This is a genomic window from Necropsobacter massiliensis, from assembly GCF_000827595.2.
Taxonomy (GTDB): Bacteria; Pseudomonadota; Gammaproteobacteria; order Enterobacterales; family Pasteurellaceae; genus Necropsobacter; species Necropsobacter massiliensis.
Window position 1 is genome coordinate 423,680 of sequence record NZ_LN776183.1, and the last position, 21,545, is coordinate 445,224.

16 protein-coding genes and 1 other RNA gene are annotated in these 21,545 nt (G+C 46.3%); 4 read left to right on the plus strand and 13 right to left on the minus strand.

The features are described from left to right. Nucleotides 1-49 precede the first annotated feature (49 nt). From mukB to mukF, 3 genes are read right to left on the minus strand one after another with little or no spacing between them, the layout of a single operon-like run. The gene (mukB, locus tag BN3349_RS05825; protein WP_040976398.1) at nt 50-4,549 is read right to left on the minus strand and encodes a chromosome partition protein MukB; all 4,500 of its coding nucleotides are present in this window, start codon (nt 4,547-4,549) and stop codon (nt 50-52) included. Beyond that, nucleotides 4,549-5,280 carry a chromosome partition protein MukE gene (mukE, locus tag BN3349_RS05830; RefSeq protein ID WP_040976399.1) on the minus strand — a complete coding sequence of 244 codons (732 nt, stop codon included), beginning with the start codon at nt 5,278-5,280 and terminating at the stop codon, nt 4,549-4,551. The genes mukB and mukE overlap by 1 nt, the downstream gene beginning before the upstream one ends. Nucleotides 5,281-5,292: 12 nt before the next feature. Continuing rightward, nucleotides 5,293-6,618, minus strand: coding sequence for a chromosome partition protein MukF (gene mukF, locus BN3349_RS05835; RefSeq protein WP_040976400.1), 1,326 nt, complete (start codon nt 6,616-6,618; stop codon nt 5,293-5,295). 211 nt (nt 6,619-6,829) lie between these two features. On the opposite strand from mukF, the gene ttcA reads away from it, so the two are divergent. The 3 genes from ttcA to BN3349_RS05850 all read left to right on the plus strand — a co-directional run bounded on the left by ttcA (nt 6,830) and on the right by BN3349_RS05850 (nt 8,990). Next, nucleotides 6,830-7,786 (plus strand): tRNA 2-thiocytidine(32) synthetase TtcA, encoded by a 957-nt coding sequence (gene ttcA, locus BN3349_RS05840; protein ID WP_101430484.1) that lies wholly within the window; start codon nt 6,830-6,832, stop codon nt 7,784-7,786. A gap of 202 nt (nt 7,787-7,988) precedes the next feature. Next, complete coding sequence (locus tag BN3349_RS05845) at nt 7,989-8,651, plus strand: NAD(P)H-dependent oxidoreductase (RefSeq protein ID WP_040976402.1); 663 nt, start codon at nt 7,989-7,991, stop codon at nt 8,649-8,651. Between the two features lie 9 nt (nt 8,652-8,660). Continuing rightward, nucleotides 8,661-8,990 (plus strand): DMT family transporter, encoded by a 330-nt coding sequence (locus BN3349_RS05850; protein ID WP_040976403.1) that lies wholly within the window; start codon nt 8,661-8,663, stop codon nt 8,988-8,990. 155 nt (nt 8,991-9,145) lie between these two features. Here BN3349_RS05850 and ssrA read toward each other — a convergent pair. From ssrA to BN3349_RS05870, 4 genes are all read right to left on the minus strand, one after another. Beyond that, nucleotides 9,146-9,512: a transfer-messenger RNA gene (gene ssrA / locus BN3349_RS05855) on the minus strand. 117 nt (nt 9,513-9,629) lie between these two features. Then, entirely contained in the window at nt 9,630-10,082 is a 453-nt protein-coding gene (locus BN3349_RS05860; protein WP_040976404.1) for a hypothetical protein, read from the minus strand. Nucleotides 10,083-10,413: 331 nt separating this feature from the next. Further along, nucleotides 10,414-11,142, minus strand: a complete 729-nt coding sequence (gene bioD, locus BN3349_RS05865; protein WP_040976405.1) for a dethiobiotin synthase — start codon at nt 11,140-11,142, stop codon at nt 10,414-10,416. 86 nt (nt 11,143-11,228) lie between these two features. After that, nucleotides 11,229-12,449, minus strand: coding sequence for an ROK family protein (locus BN3349_RS05870; protein ID WP_040976406.1), 1,221 nt, complete (start codon nt 12,447-12,449; stop codon nt 11,229-11,231). Nucleotides 12,450-12,638: 189 nt separating this feature from the next. On the opposite strand from BN3349_RS05870, the gene asnS reads away from it, so the two are divergent. Beyond that, the gene (gene asnS / locus BN3349_RS05875; protein WP_040976407.1) at nt 12,639-14,042 is read left to right on the plus strand and encodes an asparagine--tRNA ligase; all 1,404 of its coding nucleotides are present in this window, start codon (nt 12,639-12,641) and stop codon (nt 14,040-14,042) included. Between the two features lie 110 nt (nt 14,043-14,152). Here asnS and BN3349_RS05880 read toward each other — a convergent pair whose 3' ends face one another. The 6 genes from BN3349_RS05880 to ansB form a co-directional block, all read right to left on the minus strand. Continuing rightward, nucleotides 14,153-14,617, minus strand: coding sequence for a ClpXP protease specificity-enhancing factor (locus BN3349_RS05880; protein ID WP_040976408.1), 465 nt, complete (start codon nt 14,615-14,617; stop codon nt 14,153-14,155). Between the two features lie 11 nt (nt 14,618-14,628). Further along, nucleotides 14,629-15,267, minus strand: coding sequence for a stringent starvation protein SspA (gene sspA, locus BN3349_RS05885; protein ID WP_032109027.1), 639 nt, complete (start codon nt 15,265-15,267; stop codon nt 14,629-14,631). Nucleotides 15,268-15,576: 309 nt separating this feature from the next. After that, complete coding sequence (gene rnm / locus BN3349_RS05890) at nt 15,577-16,404, minus strand: RNase RNM (protein ID WP_040976409.1); 828 nt, start codon at nt 16,402-16,404, stop codon at nt 15,577-15,579. A gap of 67 nt (nt 16,405-16,471) precedes the next feature. Beyond that, complete coding sequence (gene pyrD / locus BN3349_RS05895; RefSeq protein WP_040976410.1) at nt 16,472-17,491, minus strand: quinone-dependent dihydroorotate dehydrogenase; 1,020 nt, start codon at nt 17,489-17,491, stop codon at nt 16,472-16,474. A 133-nt stretch (nt 17,492-17,624) separates the two neighbouring features. Next, nucleotides 17,625-20,234, minus strand: coding sequence for an aminopeptidase N (gene pepN, locus BN3349_RS05900; RefSeq protein WP_040976411.1), 2,610 nt, complete (start codon nt 20,232-20,234; stop codon nt 17,625-17,627). A gap of 180 nt (nt 20,235-20,414) precedes the next feature. Then, on the minus strand, nt 20,415-21,464 hold the full coding sequence (gene ansB / locus BN3349_RS05905; protein WP_040976412.1) for an L-asparaginase 2: 1,050 nt from the start codon (nt 21,462-21,464) through the stop codon (nt 20,415-20,417). Nucleotides 21,465-21,545 lie beyond the last annotated feature (81 nt).

The following is a 21,545-nucleotide window of genomic DNA, read 5'->3' on the forward strand; positions in this document are numbered from 1 at the left end:
TGCAATTATTGCATAACCCCGAAATTTTCAACCGCACTTTTATGCGAAACTACTCCGTCGCGCCGAATCCGCGTAATCCGACGACGTGGACGTGTTCCTGATTGCCGGAAATTTTACGCACCAGTTTATACGTGGTGCCTTTTTCCGGGCTGATGTTTTCCGGTGCGGCGATGAGAAGCTGCATATCCAGACGTTCGCATAGTTCAAACAGGGTTGAAATGGATTTTGCGTCCAGACGGGCGGCTTCGTCGAGGAATAACAAGCGGCACGGCACGATATCCTTGCCGCGGATACGGCGACTTTCCTCTTCCCAGCTTTGTACCACCATTAACAGGATAGACATCCCCGTACCAATCGCTTCGCCGGTGGACAATGCACCGCTTTCCGCACGCAACCAGCCGTCGGCACCGCGATAGACTTCCACTTCGAGATCTAAATAATTGCGGTAATCCAACAATTCTTCGCCGATAGTTTGCGCAGTGCGTTGTCCCATATCAATGTGCGGATTTAGGCGTTGATATAATTTTGCGATAGCTTCCGAGAAGGTAATACGGTTGTCGCTGAACAGATCCTGATAATCGTCCTGATTGCCGGAAAGCGCATCCAGCAGCATGGCGTGAGTATCACGGATATTGACCACCAAACGCACGGATTTTACCTGACCGAACGCAATATTCTGCAATCCTTGATTCAACATGCGGATACGATTTTGTTCGCGCTGAATGGTTTTACGCATAATATTCGCCACGCTTTCGGCGCTGATCGCCAATTTTTTCTCACGCCCGGTTAATTCGTCGGTTAAGCGGGAAAGCTCGATTTCCATTTGTTCAATCGCATCAATCGGATCATCGGTTTTGATGATGTCTTGGCGGATACGTTCGCGCAAATGCTGATATACCGCGATAAAGAACCGCACTTTGTTTTCCGGTTTACGGCTGTCTTCGGAAATGCGCAATGCGTCGCGCAAATATTCGTTGTCGGCGACCGCCGTACGTAATGCCCCCAAGGCTTTATCCGACATGGAACGCAGCTCGTCCGCCGATAAATACGCCAGTTCGCGGCGGTTTAGGCGTTTTTCCACATCACTGTTGCGCGATAAACGCAATACCGCACACCAGCTGGCTTTGGCGGCAACCACCAGTTCGCGCTGGGTTTTGTAATCACGTTCCGCTTTGCGGATCCGACGGTTGAGGTTTTCGCTTTCGCTTTCAATTAAGGTTAATTGTTTTTCAATATAAGTGCGCCGCTGGCGGCTGATGGACAACTGCTGCGATAATTCATCGCGGCGCGCTCTGGCTCGTTCTTCCGCACCGTCGTCAGCACGCACGCCGAGTTGACTGATTTCGTCAATCAGTTCATTCAGCATTTTATTTTTTTCTTCATAGGCACTACGCAGTTCAATATAAACCTGATTGTACTGGGTGAAACGAACTTGTTTCTGGCGTACCTGTTCGCGCTGCTGTTCCCGCTGCTGCTGTACCTGCTCCAGTCTGGCGCGCAGTTGTTCGTTCAGTTCGGAGGTTTCCGATTTTACCGTTTCCTCATAACTGAAGTGATTTTTACGCTGTGCCACATCAGCCAAGGCAAAAACACGCTGTTGCAGTTGTTTTTGCCGGCTGAGCGCCTGTTCGTAATCGGCTTTCAAACGTTCATAATTTTCCGGATCGCTTTGCAGCGTATTGGCAATCGGTTCCAGTTGTGACAACGTCTCGCCGTGTCGGCGAATAAAAATCTCATCCTGTTCTGCCGCATCCAGCTGTTCACGACATTCGTCAATACGATCCGGCAAATCGTCATCGGCAAGTAAGCCCAGCTGCGGAACAAGTTTGTTCAATAACTGGATTTTTTCTTTGGTGTTATCAAGGCGAAGGCGAATTTGCTGTTCATCACTGGCAAGCTGATTGAGTTCACGCTCGATATCTGTACGTTCACGGTTAATTTCCGCCATTCGCGTTTCCGGGTTCGGCTGGAATGCTAAGGCTAAATGCAGACCAACGAACTGACCGAAATGCTCGTGCAAGCGCTGACATTTCTGTACCTCAAAAGCGCGTTGGGCATACTGCTCCGCCACTTCTTCGCGCTGTAACTGTAAGGCGTCCAAATGCTTTTCTCGTGCAGCGCGACCGAACAGTGGAATTTCCGGGAATTTTGAATAGCGTAGTTCGCGCTCGGACACTTGAACGACAACACCCAGTTCCAATTCCTGCGCCGCTAATACGCTGTCGTCAAAAGCCGCCGGATCGCCTTCAATCAAATATAAATCGTCTGGGCAGTCTTCCAATTGTGCCAACTGTGCTTTCACCGCATTCAGATCGCGCACCACAATGGCATGACGCGCCGGTCCATACAAGGCGGAAAAATACGGCGCATCTTCAAACGGCACATCGTCGTAAAGCTCGGACAGCAATACGCCGCCAAAACGTTCCGCCAGCATATTTAAACGGGCATCTTCCGAACCGTCCGGCTGACTTAAGCGAGAAATTTGTTCGTCCAGTTGTTGACGTTTTTGTTCCAACTGATCACGCTGAATCGTTAATTCGCGTTCTTTCACCAACAGGTTCTGCATGAAATTCATCACATCCTGACTGTCGGCAAATTGTTCGCCGCTTTGCTCCCGCAACCGTTCCAGCGCTGCCTGTGCGGTCAGCCATGCCGGCGCTTTATTGGCATTGTCATGATAAAGTGCGGTCAGTTGTTCGCGTTTTTGTCGCAGCGTCGAGCGGCTTTCCACTTGTTCGGACAACTCGGCATTGAGCTCTTCCAGCAGGTTTTCTTGCTCGGCATGGTAGTCTTCCAGTTCCTCTGCCGTGGCCAGCGCTAAATCGGCGCGTTGATTAAAATCTTGCAATAAACGCACCGCACTTTGTTGCTGTGCAAGACGCTGTTCCAGCTCGTGCAGTTTGGCTCGCAGCTGCGGTGTTTGTTGCGCCTGAATGCGTTGCGTCGGATAATCGCGCAACAAGGCTTTAGCGCTTTCCCAGGCATCGTCACGCGGCAGTTCGCCGACAACGCTGCACACTAACTGATAAGCTTTGTCAAACTGTGATTTCGCCGCCGCCGAAATAGACATTTTCTGCTCAAAATCCAACACGTTGTGGGTGACTTCTTCGGCTTGCTCGACAAATTCGGCGTAATACTCATCTACGTTTTTCACCGCCAGATCTGGCAGCCCGCATAGTTGCTTGGCTTTTTCCAGCGCCTGTATCGCTTGCTGATATTGCAGCGCACGGGTTTGTTGAGCATCCAATGCCTGTTGATAGTCCGCCAGCTGACCGCGCAATTGATCCACTTCTTGCTCGGTCTGTTCAAAGCGCGCCTGACTTTCGGCTTGTTGCTCGCCGGCTTCTTCCAGCGCAGCTTTCTGCTCTTCTAATTTTTCCCGCAATGCGGCGATATCTTCGTGATAACGGGTGATTTTTTCCTGATGACGCAGTGCATTCAGCACTAAATTCAGGTGATCTGCCGCACTTTGGTGATCCACCTCCAGCGTGCGTTCGTTTTCGGCCAGTTCCGCCGCCTCGCGGCTGAGATCCACCAGACGATGCTGCGATACATCCTGCTCCCCTTTGGCGCGATACCAATCTTTGCGGAATGTCAGCGCACTTTCAATATTACCGCGGCGTTCATTGGCATTACGCATATAATCAGACGCTACGTAGTTGGTGGTTTCGGTGATCAGATGTTTGAATAAATCACGATCCGACTGAGTAACTTTAATCGCCTCAAGGGTCATGCGGTTTTCACGCAATGCGCTTTCCATATCCTGAAAGGCTTTGCGCACGCCGAGGTTTTCCGGCAGCAGATAATCGCGTAGAGAACGGGTGATTGCACTGGAAATCCCGCCGTAGAGGGAGGCTTCAATCAGTTTATAAAATTTGCTGCGATCAGAGGAAGAACGCAGGCGCTTCGGAATAATGCCGAGATCAAACATCATAGAATGGTAATCACCGATAGAATGATATTGTTTGAACTGCGCACCGAGCGCTTCAATTTTATCTTTTAATTCGTTTAGATTGAGCACCCGCGCCTGACGCTCACCGACGGCATCGGTAAACACCGCTGTCGGATTTAAGGATAGTTCCAAGCCCTGAATGGAAAAGGTTTTGATATCCACTTTTTTATCGCGCCCGGCAACCTGCTGCAACCGCACCCCAACCAACACGCGCTGATGCCGGGAATTGATGGTATCCAATGCGGCATAACAGACCCCCGGACGCAATTTGCCGTGCAGACCTTTATCACGCGAGCCGCCGGTGGAGCCGGCTTCGGTGGTATTGCGAAAATGCAGTAATGTTAAATCGGGAATCAGCGCAGTCACAAATCCCGCCATGGTGGTGGACTTACCTGCCCCGTTGCCGCCGGAAAGTGTAGTGACCAGTTCATCCAGATCAAAAGTGCGGGCAAAAAAACCGTTCCAATTGATCAGCGTGAGCGAGCGGAATTTTCCCCGTTCCGGAGAATGACCTACCGACGCTTCAGCGCCGGATAGTGGCGTTTGTCGGTTTTCAGGCATTTGCATATTATTTTCCAGTTCCAGCATGTCAGACATTATTCTTCTTCCCCATCATCTTGCAGTTGTTCATCGGCATCATCAGATTCTTCCGTTTTTTCCACCGCACTTTTTTCCAGTTGCAACGACGCCGGCGTTGCGGCTTCCCCATCGCGAATCAGACGTAACTGGGCTTCGCGCGGATCATCACCGGCACGCACTTCCGCGCCGAAACGAAATACCGCTTCCGAAATGGTAAATTTGCCGCCGTGCTGTTCGCCGATGGTATAAATCATGCCCAGCCGACGCAAGCGATTTAGCGCAGCACGCACTTTTTCTGCCAGTTTTTGTTTATCCAGATCTGAACCGGAAGAACGCTGGTTTACCGCTTTCAATAATTTTGTCTCATCGGTTAAATTCAGCAGTTCGTCATACACTTCCTGCGTGGTAAAAATGCCCTGCTGCGCCAAACGTTCCGGGCTTAAATACAAATAACACAACACTTTACCGACCAGCATTTCCAGCTCGCTTAACACGGAACGGGCGATAAGTGTGGTGGCTTTCGGACGTAAATAGAAAAAACCTTCCGGCGCGCGAATAAGCTCCACATTATAACGACGGTAAAACTGATCCAGCTCGGATTGAAAATCCATTAAAAACGCATGCTCATCTAAATGTTCCGTGCCGATATGTCTGCCGGCGCGCAGCCGGCTGTCCACTTCCGGAAATAACGGATTGGCAAGCGCCTGAGCTTGTTTCACGGAAATAATATCTTGAAGATTGTCTGTCATTGGTTCATCTCTTTATTTATATTCATCGATCGTATGCGCCTGCACTTGCGCGCCGTGCTGGTTAATCGCTTCCCATTGCGGGTAAACGGCGGCCAAATCCGCGCTTGCCATACCCAAACGCACCGCCTGATCCACAATAATCCGCGCCACGTCAAAATGACGTGACAATGGGTAATGTTCCAGCTGGGTTTTTAACAGCATGCTTAAATTAATTGGGCGTCCGTGTTCACGGTAGTCAATCAGTAATCCCTGCATCTGTTCAACGATTTGCTCGTGCAGATCCGCCAGACTTTCATATTGCAGCGCTTCCGGCAACTCGCCCAGCGCGTCTTCCTCCCGCAGTGCCAGTTCTTCATCGCGCAAATCGACCAAACGCTCTGCTTGCGCGATCCATAAATACCACGGATCATCAAAATAATGATGAATGGAATGGCGTAAACGCTGTGAAAAGACGCGGTTTTTATCCATATCAATTGCGGTTCGAATAAATTTATGTACGTGGCGGTCATAGCCGATCCATAAATCGATGGTCTGTTGTCCCCAGCTGATGATTCGATCAAGTTTTGCCTGCAAATCGGTAATCAGCTGGTCAATAAAATACAGGTCGCTGCGCCCGATCACACAGTTTTGAATACGCAGTAATTGTGCCTGCAATTTATCACCTGCGGCATTTAGCGTATCTTGCAATTCGCGCAGATTGCCGGAGGTTTCGTCCAATAATTTCTCGCAACTGGCAATGGCCGCTTGCCAGTCTTTGGTTAATAATTCGGCAATTTCATCTTTAATGGTCTGTTGATTTTCGTCCATCACGCGTTGGGAAAAATCAATGCTGTCGAAAATTTCTGCCACCGAATATTTCAGCGGCGCGAATACATTGCGTCGCCAATGGTGTTCGTCGCCGTCTTCCTCCGCCGCCTCCGATGCGCGTTGAATTTCGTCCGCTACGATAGACAGCTGCACCGACAAACGCAATGCGGAAAATTCGCGTTGGCGGATATAATAATCGGATACGCCAACGCCGAGCGGGGTTAGGCGGTAAATTGCCAGCCCTTCGGTAAACTCGCTGCTGAACCGGTTTAACAGGCGTTGTTTAACCAATTCATTGATAGCATTGTTGGCACGGGTGGAAATCGTTTCCGGAGATTGTTCGAAGGCGGCGGAAATATGGCGAAAAAGATCAATAAGATCGGTTTCCAGCAGCTCGCCGTCCAGACGTTCATTATTGTAAACGGCGATAGCAAGTAAAAAAGACAGGCGTTCTGTCGGTAAATTCAACGAGAACTCGCGCTCCCTCGCCCAAGACACTAATTCCGGGATGGTTTGTGAAGTTTCGAGCATTTCGTTTCTCTCACAACTAGATAAAAATACACATAAAATTGCGCTTGATTATACAGGATTTTTAAGGGATCTAATAGCGCGAATTTTAACGCGAAACGCGCGCAAAACGCACCGCACTTTTCTGCCGATAAAATATTTTTATTGGAAAAAACTACATTACCCCTTACTATACGCAGGCTTTTTTATTTTTAACCCCGATAGCATTATCATGATGACTGAGAATTCAAGCGCGCAAAGCGAAAAAGACAAGAAACACACCTATAATTTGAACAAATTACAAAAACGGTTACGCCGTAATGTGGGCAATGCCATTGCTGATTTTAATATGATCGAAGACGGCGATAAAGTGATGGTTTGCCTGTCCGGCGGTAAAGACAGTTATACGCTGCTGGATATTTTGCTCAATCTGCGCCTGAGTGCGCCGATTCACTTTGATATTGTGGCGGTGAATTTAGATCAGAAACAGCCGGGCTTTCCGGAACATGTTCTGCCGCAGTATCTGGAAAATATCGGCGTGGAATATCACATTGTGCAGGAAAACACCTACGGCATCGTCAAACAAAAAATTCCGGCGGGAAAAACCACCTGCTCGCTGTGTTCCCGCTTACGCCGCGGCATTTTATATCGTACGGCAAGTGAACTTGGCGCGACCAAAATCGCCCTCGGTCATCACCGCGACGACATGCTGGAAACCCTGTTTTTAAATATGTTTTACGGCGGAAAACTGAAATCCATGCCGCCGAAACTGATCAGTGATGACGGCAAACAGATTGTTATTCGTCCACTGGCGTATTGCAAAGAAAAAGATATTGAGAAATATGCCGCGGCAAAACAGTTCCCGATTATTCCTTGTAATCTGTGCGGTTCGCAACCGAATTTGCAGCGTCAGGTGGTAAAAGACATGCTGCAAAAATGGGATCGCCAATATCCGGGACGAATTGAAACCATGTTCAGCGCCATGCAGCATATTGTTCCTTCCCATCTTTGCGACGCCACTTTATTTGATTTCAAACGTATCCAGCGCGGGCAAATCATTGAGGGGGTGGAAGGCGATATTGCCTTTGATAAACCGGAAATTCCCGTTGCCCCGTTGCTTGATGCCGATGACGAAGACATACAGACAGATTTGCGCGCCGATACGCCGATCCCATTTAAAGCAATTGACTGATTTCTTGTCAAGCAACAAAAAGTGCGGTTGAAATTTTCTTATTTTTGAACCGCACCTGATTTAAGGACTGACTTTGATGCCCTATCGTATTCAGTCCTTGTAATTTTTCATTTCAACAGAAATAAATCATTGATGTGCCGACAACGGATATCGTTTCCTTTATAATAAGCCGAATTTTCATCACTCAAACAGGAGGAAAACGATGAATTCAATCACAAAACAGCAAGTGTTGGACAGCTTTCATTTCCGCGCCGCCACTCGTTACTATGATCCGCAAAAGAAAGTCAGCAAAGCAGATTTTCAGTATATTCTGGAATTGGCTCGTTTATCGCCGAGCTCGGTAGGTTCTGAACCTTGGCAATTTCTTGTAATTCAAAACCCAGCAATTCGCGCCAAAATTAAAGCCGTGGGCTGGGGAATCGCAACACAAATTGATGATGCCAGCTATGTTGTGGCGATTTTAGCGAAGAAAAATGCCCGCTATGATTCTGACTATTTCCGTCGTGCTTTGGAAAAACGCGGCCTAAATGAGGAGCAAATAAATAAAGCCATTTCGCGTTATCAATCGTTCCAAACAGAGGATATGAAACTGTTGGAAAGCGAGCGCGCGCTGTTTGACTGGGCTTGCAAACAAACCTATATCGCACTGGCGAATATGATGACCGGCGCGGCGCTTATCGGAATAGACAGCTGTCCGGTGGAAGGATTCAATTATGCCGAAGTCAACCGAATTCTGGCTGAAACCGGGGCGTTTGATCCGAATGAATGGGGCGTTTCCGTTATGGTGACGTTCGGCTATCGCGCCAAGGAAATCAAAGCTAAATACCGTAAACCAATAGAAGATATCGTGACTTGGCTGGAATAAGCGCGGATTATGAATCATTGGATTTTACTTAGCGGCGCTATCGGTCTGGAGATTATCGCAACCAGCCTATTAAAAGCCAGCGACGGTTTTACCAAAACAGCACCGACCGTCGGCGCACTGCTGCTGTATGGTCTGTCATTTTATTTATTGGCGATTGTACTGCGCACCCTGCCGGTAGGCATTGCCTATGCGGTGTGGTCCGGCGTGGGCATTATACTCACTGCGATTGTGGCTTATTTTGTGTTCGGTCAAAAAATCGATCTGGCGGGCGGCATCGGTATCGGATTGATTATCGCTGGCGTTTTGGTGATCAACCTGTTTTCTGCTAATTCTCACTAAAGCAAAAGTGCGGTGATTTTTTTCAAAGTTTCATCGCACTTTTCACTATGCCACGTTATCACCATAACAATATGATTTTCAATTCTGATAAGAAAAAACCGGAACCACTTCTTTTTTCCAATGATTCCGGCTTGTTAGTCTATTATGATATTAATTGGTGGAGCTGGGGGGAGTTGAACCCCCGTCCGAAATTACTCTACCTTCAGTCCTACACGTTTAGTCTGGTCTTTGATTTCATTTATCCCCTGCGGACAGACACGCGAAGAATAAACTAGCTATCTTCAATTTAGCGTTTCGATCCTATAGCTGCGGCGTCCACGCGATCTCGTTTGGGTTTGACTCCTCTTGATCCCCGTCTTACGAGCGGAAGCTAGGGAGAGAAGGCTATGAGCAGGTTATTAAGCTGCTAAAGCGTATTGTTCGTCGTTTGCGACTATTTTTTTGCGGTTTGTTTACGAGGCCTACCGCACCTCGACGTGCACCTTGGGCTTCGCTAATCCCGTCGAATCCAGAATCAGCCCCAAAATCGACCTAATTTTAACAAAAATCGGGCGAAATACAAAATGAATAATGTTTTTATTCAATAAAAAAGCCGGGAACACCTTCTCCGGCCTTTGCTTTCACAACCAAGTGTAAAAATTATTCGGATTTTACCGCATCTTTTACTTCTGCTGCTTTTTCATCAGCGGCGTCTTTCATTTCAGCCGCTTTCTCTGCTGCAGAATCTTTTAGCTCTTGAGCATCCTGTTTGATCTCTTCAGCTTTTTCTGCGGCAGCATCTTTCATTTCCTGAGCACTGTCTTTTGCTGCTTCAGTTTTATCTGACATTGCGTCTTTAGCTTCAGCGGCTTTATCCGACATGGCATCTTTCATTTCGGCAGCTTTGTCCATCACTGCATCTTTAGCTTCTTTCGCTTTCGCGACAGTCGCGTCTTTAACATCCGCCGCAGCCTGAGAAACGGCTTCTTTAGCTTCGGATACGCTATCTTTGGCATGTTCAACCTGCTGTGAAGCGTCATCTTTTTTATCGAAACAACCGGTTACTGTTAATGTCGCACCTAACACTAAGGCTGCTAATAGTGATTTTTTCATCATTACTCCTATAATTGATTAAATCATCATAATGCACAAACTCGGTCTGCGCTGGGTGCTATTGTGTAACAATTTTTTTTGAAAGGGAACTCTTATTTGCATTTTTTCACTGAAAATATTTGATATAACCGCTGAAAAAACTAAAAATAAGAAATTAACCCATTGAATATATTGAGAATAAAATTTTCTGTAAATGAAGTGTTAGACTATGTAAATCTTTATTGGTAGCAAAGTGCGGTTAATTTTTATCCGAAAAATGGTTTTTTTAGGAAGAAATCATGCCAAAAAACCGCTAAATCTATTGAATTAACGGGCACTTTGCTATCAATGGCTATTTCACCAGCTCGGTTTGCAGATAAGTCAAGCGTTCAATATTGGTAATATATTGCCCCAACTCCTGGATTTCCGGTTTATGCACATAAGGAATCTTTCCTAATAACGGTGCATCAATTTTTGCGCTTAGCATATCGATAATTTCGGCATAATGCCCTAATCCCGGGTTAATTCGATTGGCAATCCATCCGATTAGCGGTAGCCCCGACTGTTGTATTGACTGTACGGTTAATAACGAATGATTAATGCAACCTTCTTTAATACCGACCACCAATACCACTGGCATATTCCGACTTTTTGCCCAATCGGCGAAGGTGTAATCTTTATTTATCGGTGTCAGCCAGCCAAAGGCGCCTTCAACTAGAACGGATTGGTAACTGCCGACCAAACGATCCAAATCCGTATTGATTTTATTAATATCAATCCGTTCGCTTTCTGCCGTTAACATCGGCAGGGTGTGCTCAAAACTGTAGCTGTTGATATCCTGATAACTGACATTCTCATTGGTGGAATTCATTAATGTCAGTACATCCGGATTATTTTCCAAGCCATAATCACTTTCAAAGAAGCGTTGTGTTTCCGTATAAACTGGCTCATCCTGACCGCAGGCAACAGGTTTGTAACCGACAATCTGAATTCCTGCATGCTGTAACGCCTGAATAATCGCACGGCTGGAAATGGTTTTACCGACATTGGTATCCGTACCGGTGACAAAAAAGCTGCTCATTATCCTTCCTCTTGTTATGTTGTTCGGAGGGATTCTAAAGGAATTTTTAGTTACGGATATTGAGCTAACACAAGATTTGATGCATTTTATCGTTTATCTTGAATTAAATGCGCCAGCAAACTGCCGTCATAAATCCCCTGTTTGACTGCGGCGGTAATCACAATCGGGCTTTTCCAGTCATATTGGCTGACAATCACTTCGGATTTGTGTTTATAAGGTTTGAGATAATCGCTTAAACGGGCGTTCAGCCGCGGTAAAAAAATATCCTTAGCCGTCAATAAACTGGTGCTAAGCATAATCTTTTGCGAGGCAAAGAGATTAACCAGGTTCATCAGCAAATAAGCCAGCACGTCGGCGATATGATATAAAATATCTATTGCCGGACGCTCCCCTTGCTGCGCTTTTTGGCATAAAAACTGAATTTTTTCGGCATTATTGGGCAAGGCGTTGTTCGGATAAAACTGATCCGTCAGTTGATAAATCGCATCGTGAGTAATTTGGCGACTTGCCTGATAGCGGGTGACTTCCGGTAAATTCGGATGTAATCCGTCCTGTAGTGCGCTCAATTTCGGCACTATCATGCGATCGATATTCATGCGCGATTTGTCATACAGAATTTTACCTTGTGACAGCACATTCAGATTGATGACATCATCTAGCTGGACAAAAAGCACGTTATCACAGCCGATTACACTGCCTAAGGTTCCCTCCGCCAATAACCAATCTTGAAAATATTCCGTCACAAGAACCGGGATATTAAAGTGCGGTTCAAATAATGCTTTTAAATCCAGTTCCAGTCTAGTTTGCCCCAGACGGCACAATTTATTGGTACGGCGATCCAGTTCCCCGACAACCGCGATAGAAAAGGTGATCGGGTGATTTAATTGCGGCTTGATTTGCAGGGTAAATTGTTTCAGGCACTGAAGCAAAACCTGATCCAACCGGGTTAAGTCCGCCTCGGTTAAAGGATAATCGATTTGTTGCAGTAATGAACCGTCCAGCCCGTATAGCAGGATATTAAAGCGATCTTCAAATAAAATTGCGCATAAGGATTGCCAATAAAACGGCGAGACACACAACCCTACTGCCGGGCGTCCTCGGGTTTCCGTATTTCGTACCGCTCTTTCAATGATAAGATTTTCTTCTATCAGCTTACGGGTTAATGCGGTAATTGTGGCGGGAGCTAAGCGGGATAATTTGGATAAATCAATGCGTGAAATCTCTTCAAACTGTTCAATTAAACGGTAAATTTTACCTAACTGTTTTAATTTTAACGGTAATTTATCTTCTCTTCTTACCTTGGTCATATCATGCTCTATTTAATTTATACCATAAAATTATTTCATTTATACCAGTTAAGCGCTTAAAAACAAGATTTTTACTCCAATTATGTGTGCTAAGTCACAAAAACAAAAAATGAATTCATTTTGGTAATTTAACTGACTTGCGGTAAACTAAGCGGGTTTTTATTCGAAATTATTTAATCTGAGGTGGATATGACAAAAATCGCATCAATTGTTGATGTATTGCAGGGTAAAATCGCTATCGGCGACAGCGTCACAGTACGCGGCTGGATTCGCACCCGTCGCGACTCCAAAGCCGGGCTTTCTTTTTTAGCCGTTTATGACGGTTCGTGTTTTGATCCGATTCAGGTGATCGCTAATAATGATATAGCCAATTACGAAAATGAAATTCTGCGTTTAACTACCGGGTGTTCCGTGATTGTAACCGGTACCGTGGTAGAATCGCCGGCGCAGGGGCAGGCGGTTGAGATGCAAGCAAGCCGCGTAGAAGTCGTCGGCTGGGTGGAAGATCCCGATACGTATCCGATGGCGGCCAAACGTCACAGTATTGAATATTTGCGCGAAGTGGCGCATTTGCGTCCGCGTACCAATATTATCGGCGCGGTTGCCCGTGTGCGTCATTGCTTGGCGCAAGCTATTCACCGTTTCTTTCACGAGCAAGGCTTTTATTGGGTTGCCACACCGTTAATCACCGCCTCCGATACCGAAGGCGCCGGCGAAATGTTTCGTGTTTCCACGTTAGATCTAGAAAACTTACCGCGTAATGCGCAAGGTGCGGTGGATTTTTCGCAAGATTTTTTCGGTAAAGAATCATTTTTAACCGTATCCGGACAGCTTAACGGCGAAACCTATGCTTGCGCATTAAGCAAAATCTATACCTTCGGTCCGACGTTCCGCGCCGAAAACTCAAATACGACCCGTCATTTGGCCGAATTTTGGATGATTGAACCGGAGGTTGCTTTCGCTAATCTAAATGACAATGCAAAACTTGCGGAAGATATGCTGAAATATGTCTTTCGCGCGGTCTTAAACGAGCGTCGGGATGATTTGGCATTTTTTGCAAAACACGTCGATCAAGATGTGATTTCCCGTTTGGAACATTTTGTTCATTCTGATTTTGCCCAAATTGATTACACCGATGCCATTGAGATTCTATTAAAATCAGGTAAGAAATTCGAGTTCCCGGTGGCTTGGGGCATTGATCTGTCTTCCGAACACGAACGCTATCTTGCGGAAGAATACTTTAAATCACCGGTCGTGGTAAAAAATTACCCGAAAGAAATCAAAGCGTTCTATATGCGTTTAAATGACGACGGTAAAACCGTTGCGGCAATGGATGTCTTAGCGCCGGGCATCGGTGAAATTATCGGTGGTTCACAGCGTGAAGAACGTTTAGACGTGCTGGATAAGCGTATGGCTGAAATGGGCTTAAATCCGCAAGATTATTGGTGGTATCGTGATTTGCGTAAATATGGCACCGTACCGCATTCAGGTTTCGGTTTAGGCTTTGAGCGTTTGATTGTGTATGTGACCGGTTTACAAAACATTCGTGAAGTGATCCCGTTCCCGCGTTCACCGCGCAACGCAAACTTCTAATAACTCCAACATAACGGGCGGATATGATATCCGCCCTTACTTTTTTGTACAATCTGCACGTTATTTTTATCAATACCGCCGAAGTGCGGTTCAAATTAGAGAAGAATTTTCTATTTGATAATTCTCAGATGAGAAGTGGATTTGTTTTTAACCTTAGCTTTTGCAGAACTATTTTCTGTACTTGGCTTATCTACCGCGTCGGTAAAATCCAACGGCTGTTCGACGTTTATTTCACTATCCGACTCATCATAAGCGGCTTCGGGTTCAAACATTACGCCATCGCCGTTTTCGCGAGCATAAATAGCCAGTGCCGCCCCCATTGGAATATAAATATCCTGCGGAATACCGCGAAAACGAGCGTTAAACTGGATAAAGTCATTGGTAAGCTGTAAATTTCCGGTGGCGTTGGCAGATAAATTTAATACAATTTGTCCGTCTTTTACATATTCAACCGGCACTTTCACCCCGAAATACGTTGCATCCACAACCAAATACGGCGTGAAATCATTATCCACTAACCAGTCATAATAGGCTCTCAATAAATAAGGACGCTTAGGTGAGGATCGATGTTGCATCAGTGTTATCCTTATTTCTCATCCATCAGGTTTTTAGGTGCGGACTCGCCCACCGACTGTAAAAACGAATCGCGCTGAGCAACTCGCTCAATATAGGCTTTCACCGCTTTACTGCCAGCGCCGGTAAACTCTACGCCTAATTGCTGCATTCGCCATAATAGCGGCGCAATGTAGCAATCTACCAAGCTGAATTCTTCACTCATAAAATATGCGGTTTGATTAAAAATCGGCGCAATGGCTAAAATTTCTTCTTTTAACTGTTTCAATGCCTTTGCGCGTTCGGCGCTCGAACCAGTTTCCGCTTTTACCAACACCGGGTACCAATCCTGTTCTATACGCATCATTAACAGACGGCTTTTACCACGTGCTACGGGATAAACCGGCATTAACGGCGGATGAGGAAAACGCTCATCAAGATATTCCATAATAATTCGGGAGTTAAACAGAACAAGATCACGGTCAACCAACGTCGGTAGCGTGCCATAAGGATTTAATTCCATTAAGTCTTCCGATAATGCTTGCGGATCTACAATTTCCGTTTCATAAGCAACCCCTTTTTCCGCCAGTACGATGCGTACTTGGTGGCAGTAAATATCTGTTTTATCAGAAAAAAGAGTCATTATTGAACGTTTATTTGCAGCGCTTGTCATCTATTCCTCCGACGACCTTGGGTAATTTCATAAAAAGGGCGTTTATTTTACCACAAACCCTATAGGGATTTCCAAGAAATAGCCTAAAATTTTTAGTTATCACGCGCCTAAATATACCATTGCAAGATAGCATAAGACGAATATCAAAATAACCAAGCCGATGTGGGGATAACTGCGAACTCACGCCGTGCTTTTATGATTTTATAAATAAAATCAATAAATTAAAATTTAACAACAAGGTGCATTTTGACTAAAACAGCTTGTGCGCGTTAAAGTTGGGCGCAGGTTATTTTTATCGCACCAACTTTTTTATTCCCAAAGCTGCCAAATCGGCGGGCAATGTTCGGGCAGTTGCAGTGAGCGTCCCAATTCCACCCAGCCACAAGGATAATGAAAATCCGAGCCGACAGAACCGAATAAATCGAATTCCACCGCCCAGCGGGCTAATAGCTGACGTTGATCATTCGTCTGTCCGCAACCTGCTACTTCCAGCCCATCACCACCCCATTGTTTAAACGCGGCAATGAGCTTTTTTACCCATTTCGCGGTTAACGTATAACGCAGCGGATGTGCCAATACCGCTACCCCGCCCGCCTGATGAATCACTTCAATGGCGGTAGGAATATCCGCCCATTGCGCTTTCACATACGCAGATTTGCCCTGCGCAAGATATCGCTTAAACGCCTGCCCTTCGTTGGATACTTTGCCAATCTGCACCAGATAGCGGGCATAATGAGCGCGGGTGACTTCTCCTGCGGTGAGTTTGCACGCCTGCGCAAACGCATCGGGAATTCCCGCTTTTGCCAGCTTATCGCCGATCTCAATGGCGCGTTGATGACGTTTTTGAGCCTGCTCCGCTAAAAGTGCGGTCATTTTTTCATGCGTTTCATCAATGTGAAGTCCGACAATATGAATTGCCCGGTTTTCCCATGCGGTAGAAATTTCCACCCCGCTAATTAGCCTAATCCCTGCTAATGCCGCCTGCGTTCGCGCTTCAGGTAATCCCGCCGTCGTATCGTGATCGGTTAATGCCAGCACGTTCACCCCTTGCTCAACCGCACGCAGCACCACCTGCGCCGGCGTCAACACGCCGTCTGACGCACTACTGTGGCAATGTAAATCATAGACTTTCGTCATGAGGCTCCTAAAAATAAAGTATCAAGTGCGGTGGATTTCTCAAATGTTATGGTTACAAACCATTCCGCTATTTAATCGCCTTTACCAAGGCTTTAACCAGTGCCGGACCGTGGTAAATCAAACCTGAATAAATCTGTAGCAAGGCGGCGCCGGCATTCATTTTTTCCTGTGCGTTTGCTACACCGTCAATGCCACCGCTGCCGATAATCGGAATATCACCTTGTAATTCTTGATGGAGGCGCGCGATGATTTCAGTGCTTTTATGTTGTAGCGGTTTTCCGCTCAGACCGCCAGTTTCCTGGGCGTGTTTTAATCCGGTGACCGCATCACGCGAAATGGTGGTATTGGTTGCAATGACGCCGTCTATGGCATAACGACGCAAGGTATCGGCAATCTGCACCACTTCCGCTTCAGTTAAATCCGGCGCAATTTTAACCGCGATCGGTACATATTTATTATATTGCTCAGCCAACACTTTCTGGCGCGCTTTAATGCCCTGTAATAAATCTTCCAGCGCCTCGCCATATTGCAATCGGCGCAAATCCGGTGTGTTCGGCGAGGAAATGTTTACCGTAATATAGCCAGCGTAATTGTAGGCTTTGTTCAGGCAGTAAATATAATCCTCTTTTCCCCTTTCAATCGGAGTGGTTTTATTTTTCCCGATATTGATACCGATAACACCGCGATATTTCGCTTTTTTGACATTTTCCACCACATAATCGATTCCTTTATTATTGAAACCGTTACGGTTGATAATGCCCTCGGCTTCAATCAGACGAAACTGACGCGGTTTCTGATTTCCGTCTTGTGCCAGCGGTGTGACGGTGCCGACCTCAATAAAACCGAATCCCATTGCACCGAAACCATCAATGGCTTCCGCGTTTTTATCGGCGCCCGCCGCCAGTCCAATCGGATTTTTAAAAGTAATCCCCATCACGGTTTTTTCATTGCCTTTCGGGCAAGCCAGCGCCGCTTTCATTAAGGGTTGCAGCGGTGAATTGCCGGCGATTTTCAGTAATTGGATGGTTAAATCATGGGCATTTTCCGCATCAAGGGAAAAAATCGCTTTTCTGATCAATGAATACATAGTCGTTTATCTCTCGGAGATGATGATTATAAAGGCGGACACTGGGTCCGCCGCAAAATTAATCGAAAGTGCGGTTAATTTTACCGCACTTTTCAGAGGTTAGACAATCCGCCGTGTTGAAATTATCAGGCGGTTAGCGCAGTGCTTTTTCTATCTTTTCATACAAATCTTTAGACAGATTATCCACTTCACTTAAACGTTCCAACGCTCGTTTCATCAAGGTTTGTCTTTGGGCATCATAACGCGCAAAACGGATCAGCGGTTCAATCAAACGTGAAGCCACCTGCGGATTTTTTTCATTCAGGCGGATTAAAATATCCGTTAAAAAACGATAGCCCGAACCGTCAGCGGCATGGAACGCTTTCAGATTTTGTGCCGTAAAAGTACCGATTAAAGCACGTACTCGGTTAGGATTATTAAAATTAAAACTCGGATGATCCATTAACTGCACCACTTCATGCAGGATATGTTCATCCGGACGGCTCGCCTGTAAGGCAAACCATTTGTCCATTACCAGCCCGTCTTGCCGCCATTTTTGCTCAAAATCGCGCAACAGATTTTCACGGCAGGCAAGCTGTGCCTTGGTCGCGGCATTTAGCGCGGCAAGGCTGTCGGTCATATTATCGGCATAGAGATAATGTTTGTTGACCAAATTATTACCCAATGTGGTATAAGCCAGATAATTCAAACACAGATTACGCAAACCGCGCAATGCCATATCATGCTGCTCAACACGGTATTCTTCCAAGCGAATTCGGTTATAGGTTTTCAGCAGTAATTCTTTCAGATTATCGGCAATAGTGCGCTGCATAAAATCACGAACCGCGGTAATGCCGTCCGGATCAATAATTTTAAATAACTCGGCAAATTCCGTTTCTTTCGGCAGCGTTAAAATCAGACAGGTTAACGCCGGGTCTTGTTGATAGTGCTCCAACACCTGATAAAGTGCGGTCAGAATTTCCGCAGAAAAATCAAGGGTCAATGCTTGTTGATAATTGGATAAGTTACGACGTAACTCCGCATTGAACAGCATTTGCACCGCATCCCAACGGACGAAATCATTTTTAGCGAATTTCAGCAGTGTAATCAATTGGTTAGTAGTGTAATCATAATCCAGTTTGACCGGCGCAGAGAAATCACATAACAATGCTGGCACCGGACGACTGTAAATGTTATGGAACTCAAAAGTCTGATCTTTATGCACAACATCCAGCACATCACTCACCGCCTGACCGTCGTGCTGCAATGCTTGAGCAATGCCGTTTTCATCATACAACGCGATTTTCAACGGAATATGCAAATTGACTTTATCCATTTGATCAGCGGTTGGCGGAGTGATCTGCGAGACATGCAAACGATAAATATGCTGTTTTTCATCATAACTGTCACTAACCGTCAGCTCCGGCGTACCGGATTGACTGTACCAACGGCGAAACTGGTTTAAATCCGCCCCCGTTGCCCGCTCCATGGCGGAAACAAAATCCTCACAGGTTGCCGCTTTGCCGTCGTTTTCCGCGATATACCGCTTCATCCCAGCCTGAAAACCTTGTTCCCCCAACAAGGTATGCAGCATGCGAATCACTTCCGCGCCTTTTTCATACACTGTCATGGTATAAAAGTTATTCATTTCGATCACTTTTTCCGGGCGAATCGGATGCGACATCGGGCTTGCGTCTTCGGCAAACTGCACGGTGCGTAGAAACTTCACATTATTAATGCGATTAACTGCCCGCGATCCGGTATCGGACGAAAATTCCTGATCACGAAAAACCGTCAACCCTTCTTTCAGACTTAGCTGAAACCAGTCGCGGCAGGTGACGCGGTTCCCCGTCCAGTTGTGAAAATATTCGTGCGCAATCACACTTTCAATCGCCAAATAATCGTCGTCTGTTGCGGTTTGCGGGTTTGCCAACACATATTTAGAATTAAAAATATTCAGCCCTTTATTTTCCATGGCGCCCATATTGAAGAAATCCACCGCCACGATCATATAAATATCCAAATCGTATTCCAGATCGAAACGTTGTTCATCCCATTTCATCGCTTTTTTCAGGCTTTGCATTGCCCAATCGGCACGGTTCAGATTGCCACGATCCACATACAGTTCCAGCGCCACTTCTCTGCCGCTTTTAGTCGTAAACTTATCGCGTAGCAAATCGAAATCGCCAGCGACTAAAGCAAATAAGTAGCTCGGTTTTGGAAAAGGATCCTGCCATTCCACCCAATGACGCCCGTCTTGAGTTTCACCGCTGGCAATGCGATTGCCGTTAGACAGCAAATAAGGATATTTGCTTTTATCGGCGGTAATTTTGGTGGTATAACGGGCCAACACATCCGGTCTGTCTAGCATATAGGTAATTTGACGGAAACCTTCCGCTTCACATTGCGTGCACAGTGCATCGCCCGATTGATACAGCCCCTGTAAGGAGGTATTGTCCGCCGGCGCCAAATTGGTCACGATCTCCAGCTCAAACTGTTCCGCCTCCTGTGCGGTTAAATTCAAGGTCAGGCTTTCGTTATTTTGTTGATAATCCTTAAACACTTTACCGTTTAAGCGGATTGAGGCAAACTGAAATCCCTGCCCGTCCAAACGCAATGTTTCGGCATCAGAATTTAAACGCTGAAATCGGCTTGTTGCCGTAACGACGGTTTTTTGTGGGTCAAGTTGAAAATCAAGGTAGATATCGGTAACGGTAAAATCGGGGGTTTTATAATCTTTTCTATATTTAGCTTTAGCGAGCATAGCAACGACCTAAAATACAACCAGAAATGGAATGGAAAAATTGCCGTTAGGATATGATTTTTAAGCTCAAGTTGCAAGCGGGATTTCGTTTGCTCACAGTGTGTTTTTCTGCGCCATTTCCTAGACGGGTAATAAAAGTGCGGTGAAAAAATTCATAAAATTTCACCGCACTTTCAACCGTTAAAACTGCTCAAAATACTGCTGAATCACTTTTGGATCCTGCGTTTGGGTGAGAGCTAGTTGCAGCAATACGCGTGCTTTTTGCGGGTTGAGGGTGCCGGATGCGCTGAAACCGTATTGGCTGTCATCCACTTCCGCATCACGGGTGGTATAACCTGTCGGTACCCGAGAAGAACGCACCACCGCAACCCCGTTTTTAGCCGCCTGCGCCAGCAGCGTCAGATTTGCAGCGTTGACATTGCCGTTGCCAACACCGGCTGCCACAATGCCCTGATAACCCGCATCCAATAAGGCTTGCAGCGGTTCAGTCGGCATATTGGAATAGGCATAAATAATACCGACTTTCGGCAATTTATCCAGATTATCAACATGAAACGGCGTATTGACGGTATGCCGACTTTCCGGCGAACGTTCGTAATCCACTTTGCTGTTATGGATATAACCTAACGCGCCGAAATTTGGCGAGGAAAAGGTCTGTACCGCCGTGGTGCTGGTTTTGGTCACATCTCTGGCACCTAAAACCGCGCCGTTCATCGCTACCAGCACGCCGCGTCCGGCAGATTTTTTATCCGCCGCAACCACCACCGCATTATACAAATTCAACGGTCCGTCGGCACTTTTTTCCGTTGCCGGGCGCATTGCGCCGACTAATACCACCGGTTTTTCGCATTTGACCGTCATATCCAGAAAATACGCGGTTTCTTCCATGGTATCGGTGCCATGGGTGATAACAAAACCGTCCGTATTCCGGCACTGGTTGTTAATGGTTTTAACCAGCTTTAACCACACCTCATCGCTCATATCTTGAGAACCGATTTTAACCACTTGTTCTCCGCTAATATTTGCAATTTCCTTCATTTCCGGCACCGCTTCAATTAGTGTGTCAATAGTCAGCTGCCCCGCCTGATATTCGGAACCGACCGCACTTTTTCCGCTGCCGGCAATGGTGCCGCCGGTAGCCAGAATGGTAATGTTCGGCAGCTGCGCCGCAAATCCTGTTGAAACGCCGCATGCCAAAAGCGTGCATAGCGCCAGTTTTTTCAATTTCATACAAGCTCTCCTCATTATTGTCCTGTTCGTAACCGCCGTATTATCCCCTCAATATATAAGGAAATAAACACGGCAAATTTT

What these genes read in the sequence shown, in the direction of transcription:
- mukB (WP_040976398.1), bottom strand. Translation starts at nt 4,549, where the DNA reads ATGTCTGACATGCTGGAACTGGAAAATAATATGCAAATGCCTGAAAAC.
- mukE (WP_040976399.1), bottom strand. Translation starts at nt 5,280, where the DNA reads ATGACAGACAATCTTCAAGATATTATTTCCGTGAAACAAGCTCAGGCG.
- mukF (WP_040976400.1), bottom strand. Translation starts at nt 6,618, where the DNA reads ATGCTCGAAACTTCACAAACCATCCCGGAATTAGTGTCTTGGGCGAGG.
- ttcA (WP_101430484.1), top strand. Translation starts at nt 6,830, where the DNA reads ATGACTGAGAATTCAAGCGCGCAAAGCGAAAAAGACAAGAAACACACC.
- BN3349_RS05845 (WP_040976402.1), top strand. Translation starts at nt 7,989, where the DNA reads ATGAATTCAATCACAAAACAGCAAGTGTTGGACAGCTTTCATTTCCGC.
- BN3349_RS05850 (WP_040976403.1), top strand. Translation starts at nt 8,661, where the DNA reads ATGAATCATTGGATTTTACTTAGCGGCGCTATCGGTCTGGAGATTATC.
- BN3349_RS05860 (WP_040976404.1), bottom strand. Translation starts at nt 10,082, where the DNA reads ATGAAAAAATCACTATTAGCAGCCTTAGTGTTAGGTGCGACATTAACA.
- bioD (WP_040976405.1), bottom strand. Translation starts at nt 11,142, where the DNA reads ATGAGCAGCTTTTTTGTCACCGGTACGGATACCAATGTCGGTAAAACC.
- BN3349_RS05870 (WP_040976406.1), bottom strand. Translation starts at nt 12,449, where the DNA reads ATGACCAAGGTAAGAAGAGAAGATAAATTACCGTTAAAATTAAAACAG.
- asnS (WP_040976407.1), top strand. Translation starts at nt 12,639, where the DNA reads ATGACAAAAATCGCATCAATTGTTGATGTATTGCAGGGTAAAATCGCT.
- BN3349_RS05880 (WP_040976408.1), bottom strand. Translation starts at nt 14,617, where the DNA reads ATGCAACATCGATCCTCACCTAAGCGTCCTTATTTATTGAGAGCCTAT.
- sspA (WP_032109027.1), bottom strand. Translation starts at nt 15,267, where the DNA reads ATGACAAGCGCTGCAAATAAACGTTCAATAATGACTCTTTTTTCTGAT.
- rnm (WP_040976409.1), bottom strand. Translation starts at nt 16,404, where the DNA reads ATGACGAAAGTCTATGATTTACATTGCCACAGTAGTGCGTCAGACGGC.
- pyrD (WP_040976410.1), bottom strand. Translation starts at nt 17,491, where the DNA reads ATGTATTCATTGATCAGAAAAGCGATTTTTTCCCTTGATGCGGAAAAT.
- pepN (WP_040976411.1), bottom strand. Translation starts at nt 20,234, where the DNA reads ATGCTCGCTAAAGCTAAATATAGAAAAGATTATAAAACCCCCGATTTT.
- ansB (WP_040976412.1), bottom strand. Translation starts at nt 21,464, where the DNA reads ATGAAATTGAAAAAACTGGCGCTATGCACGCTTTTGGCATGCGGCGTT.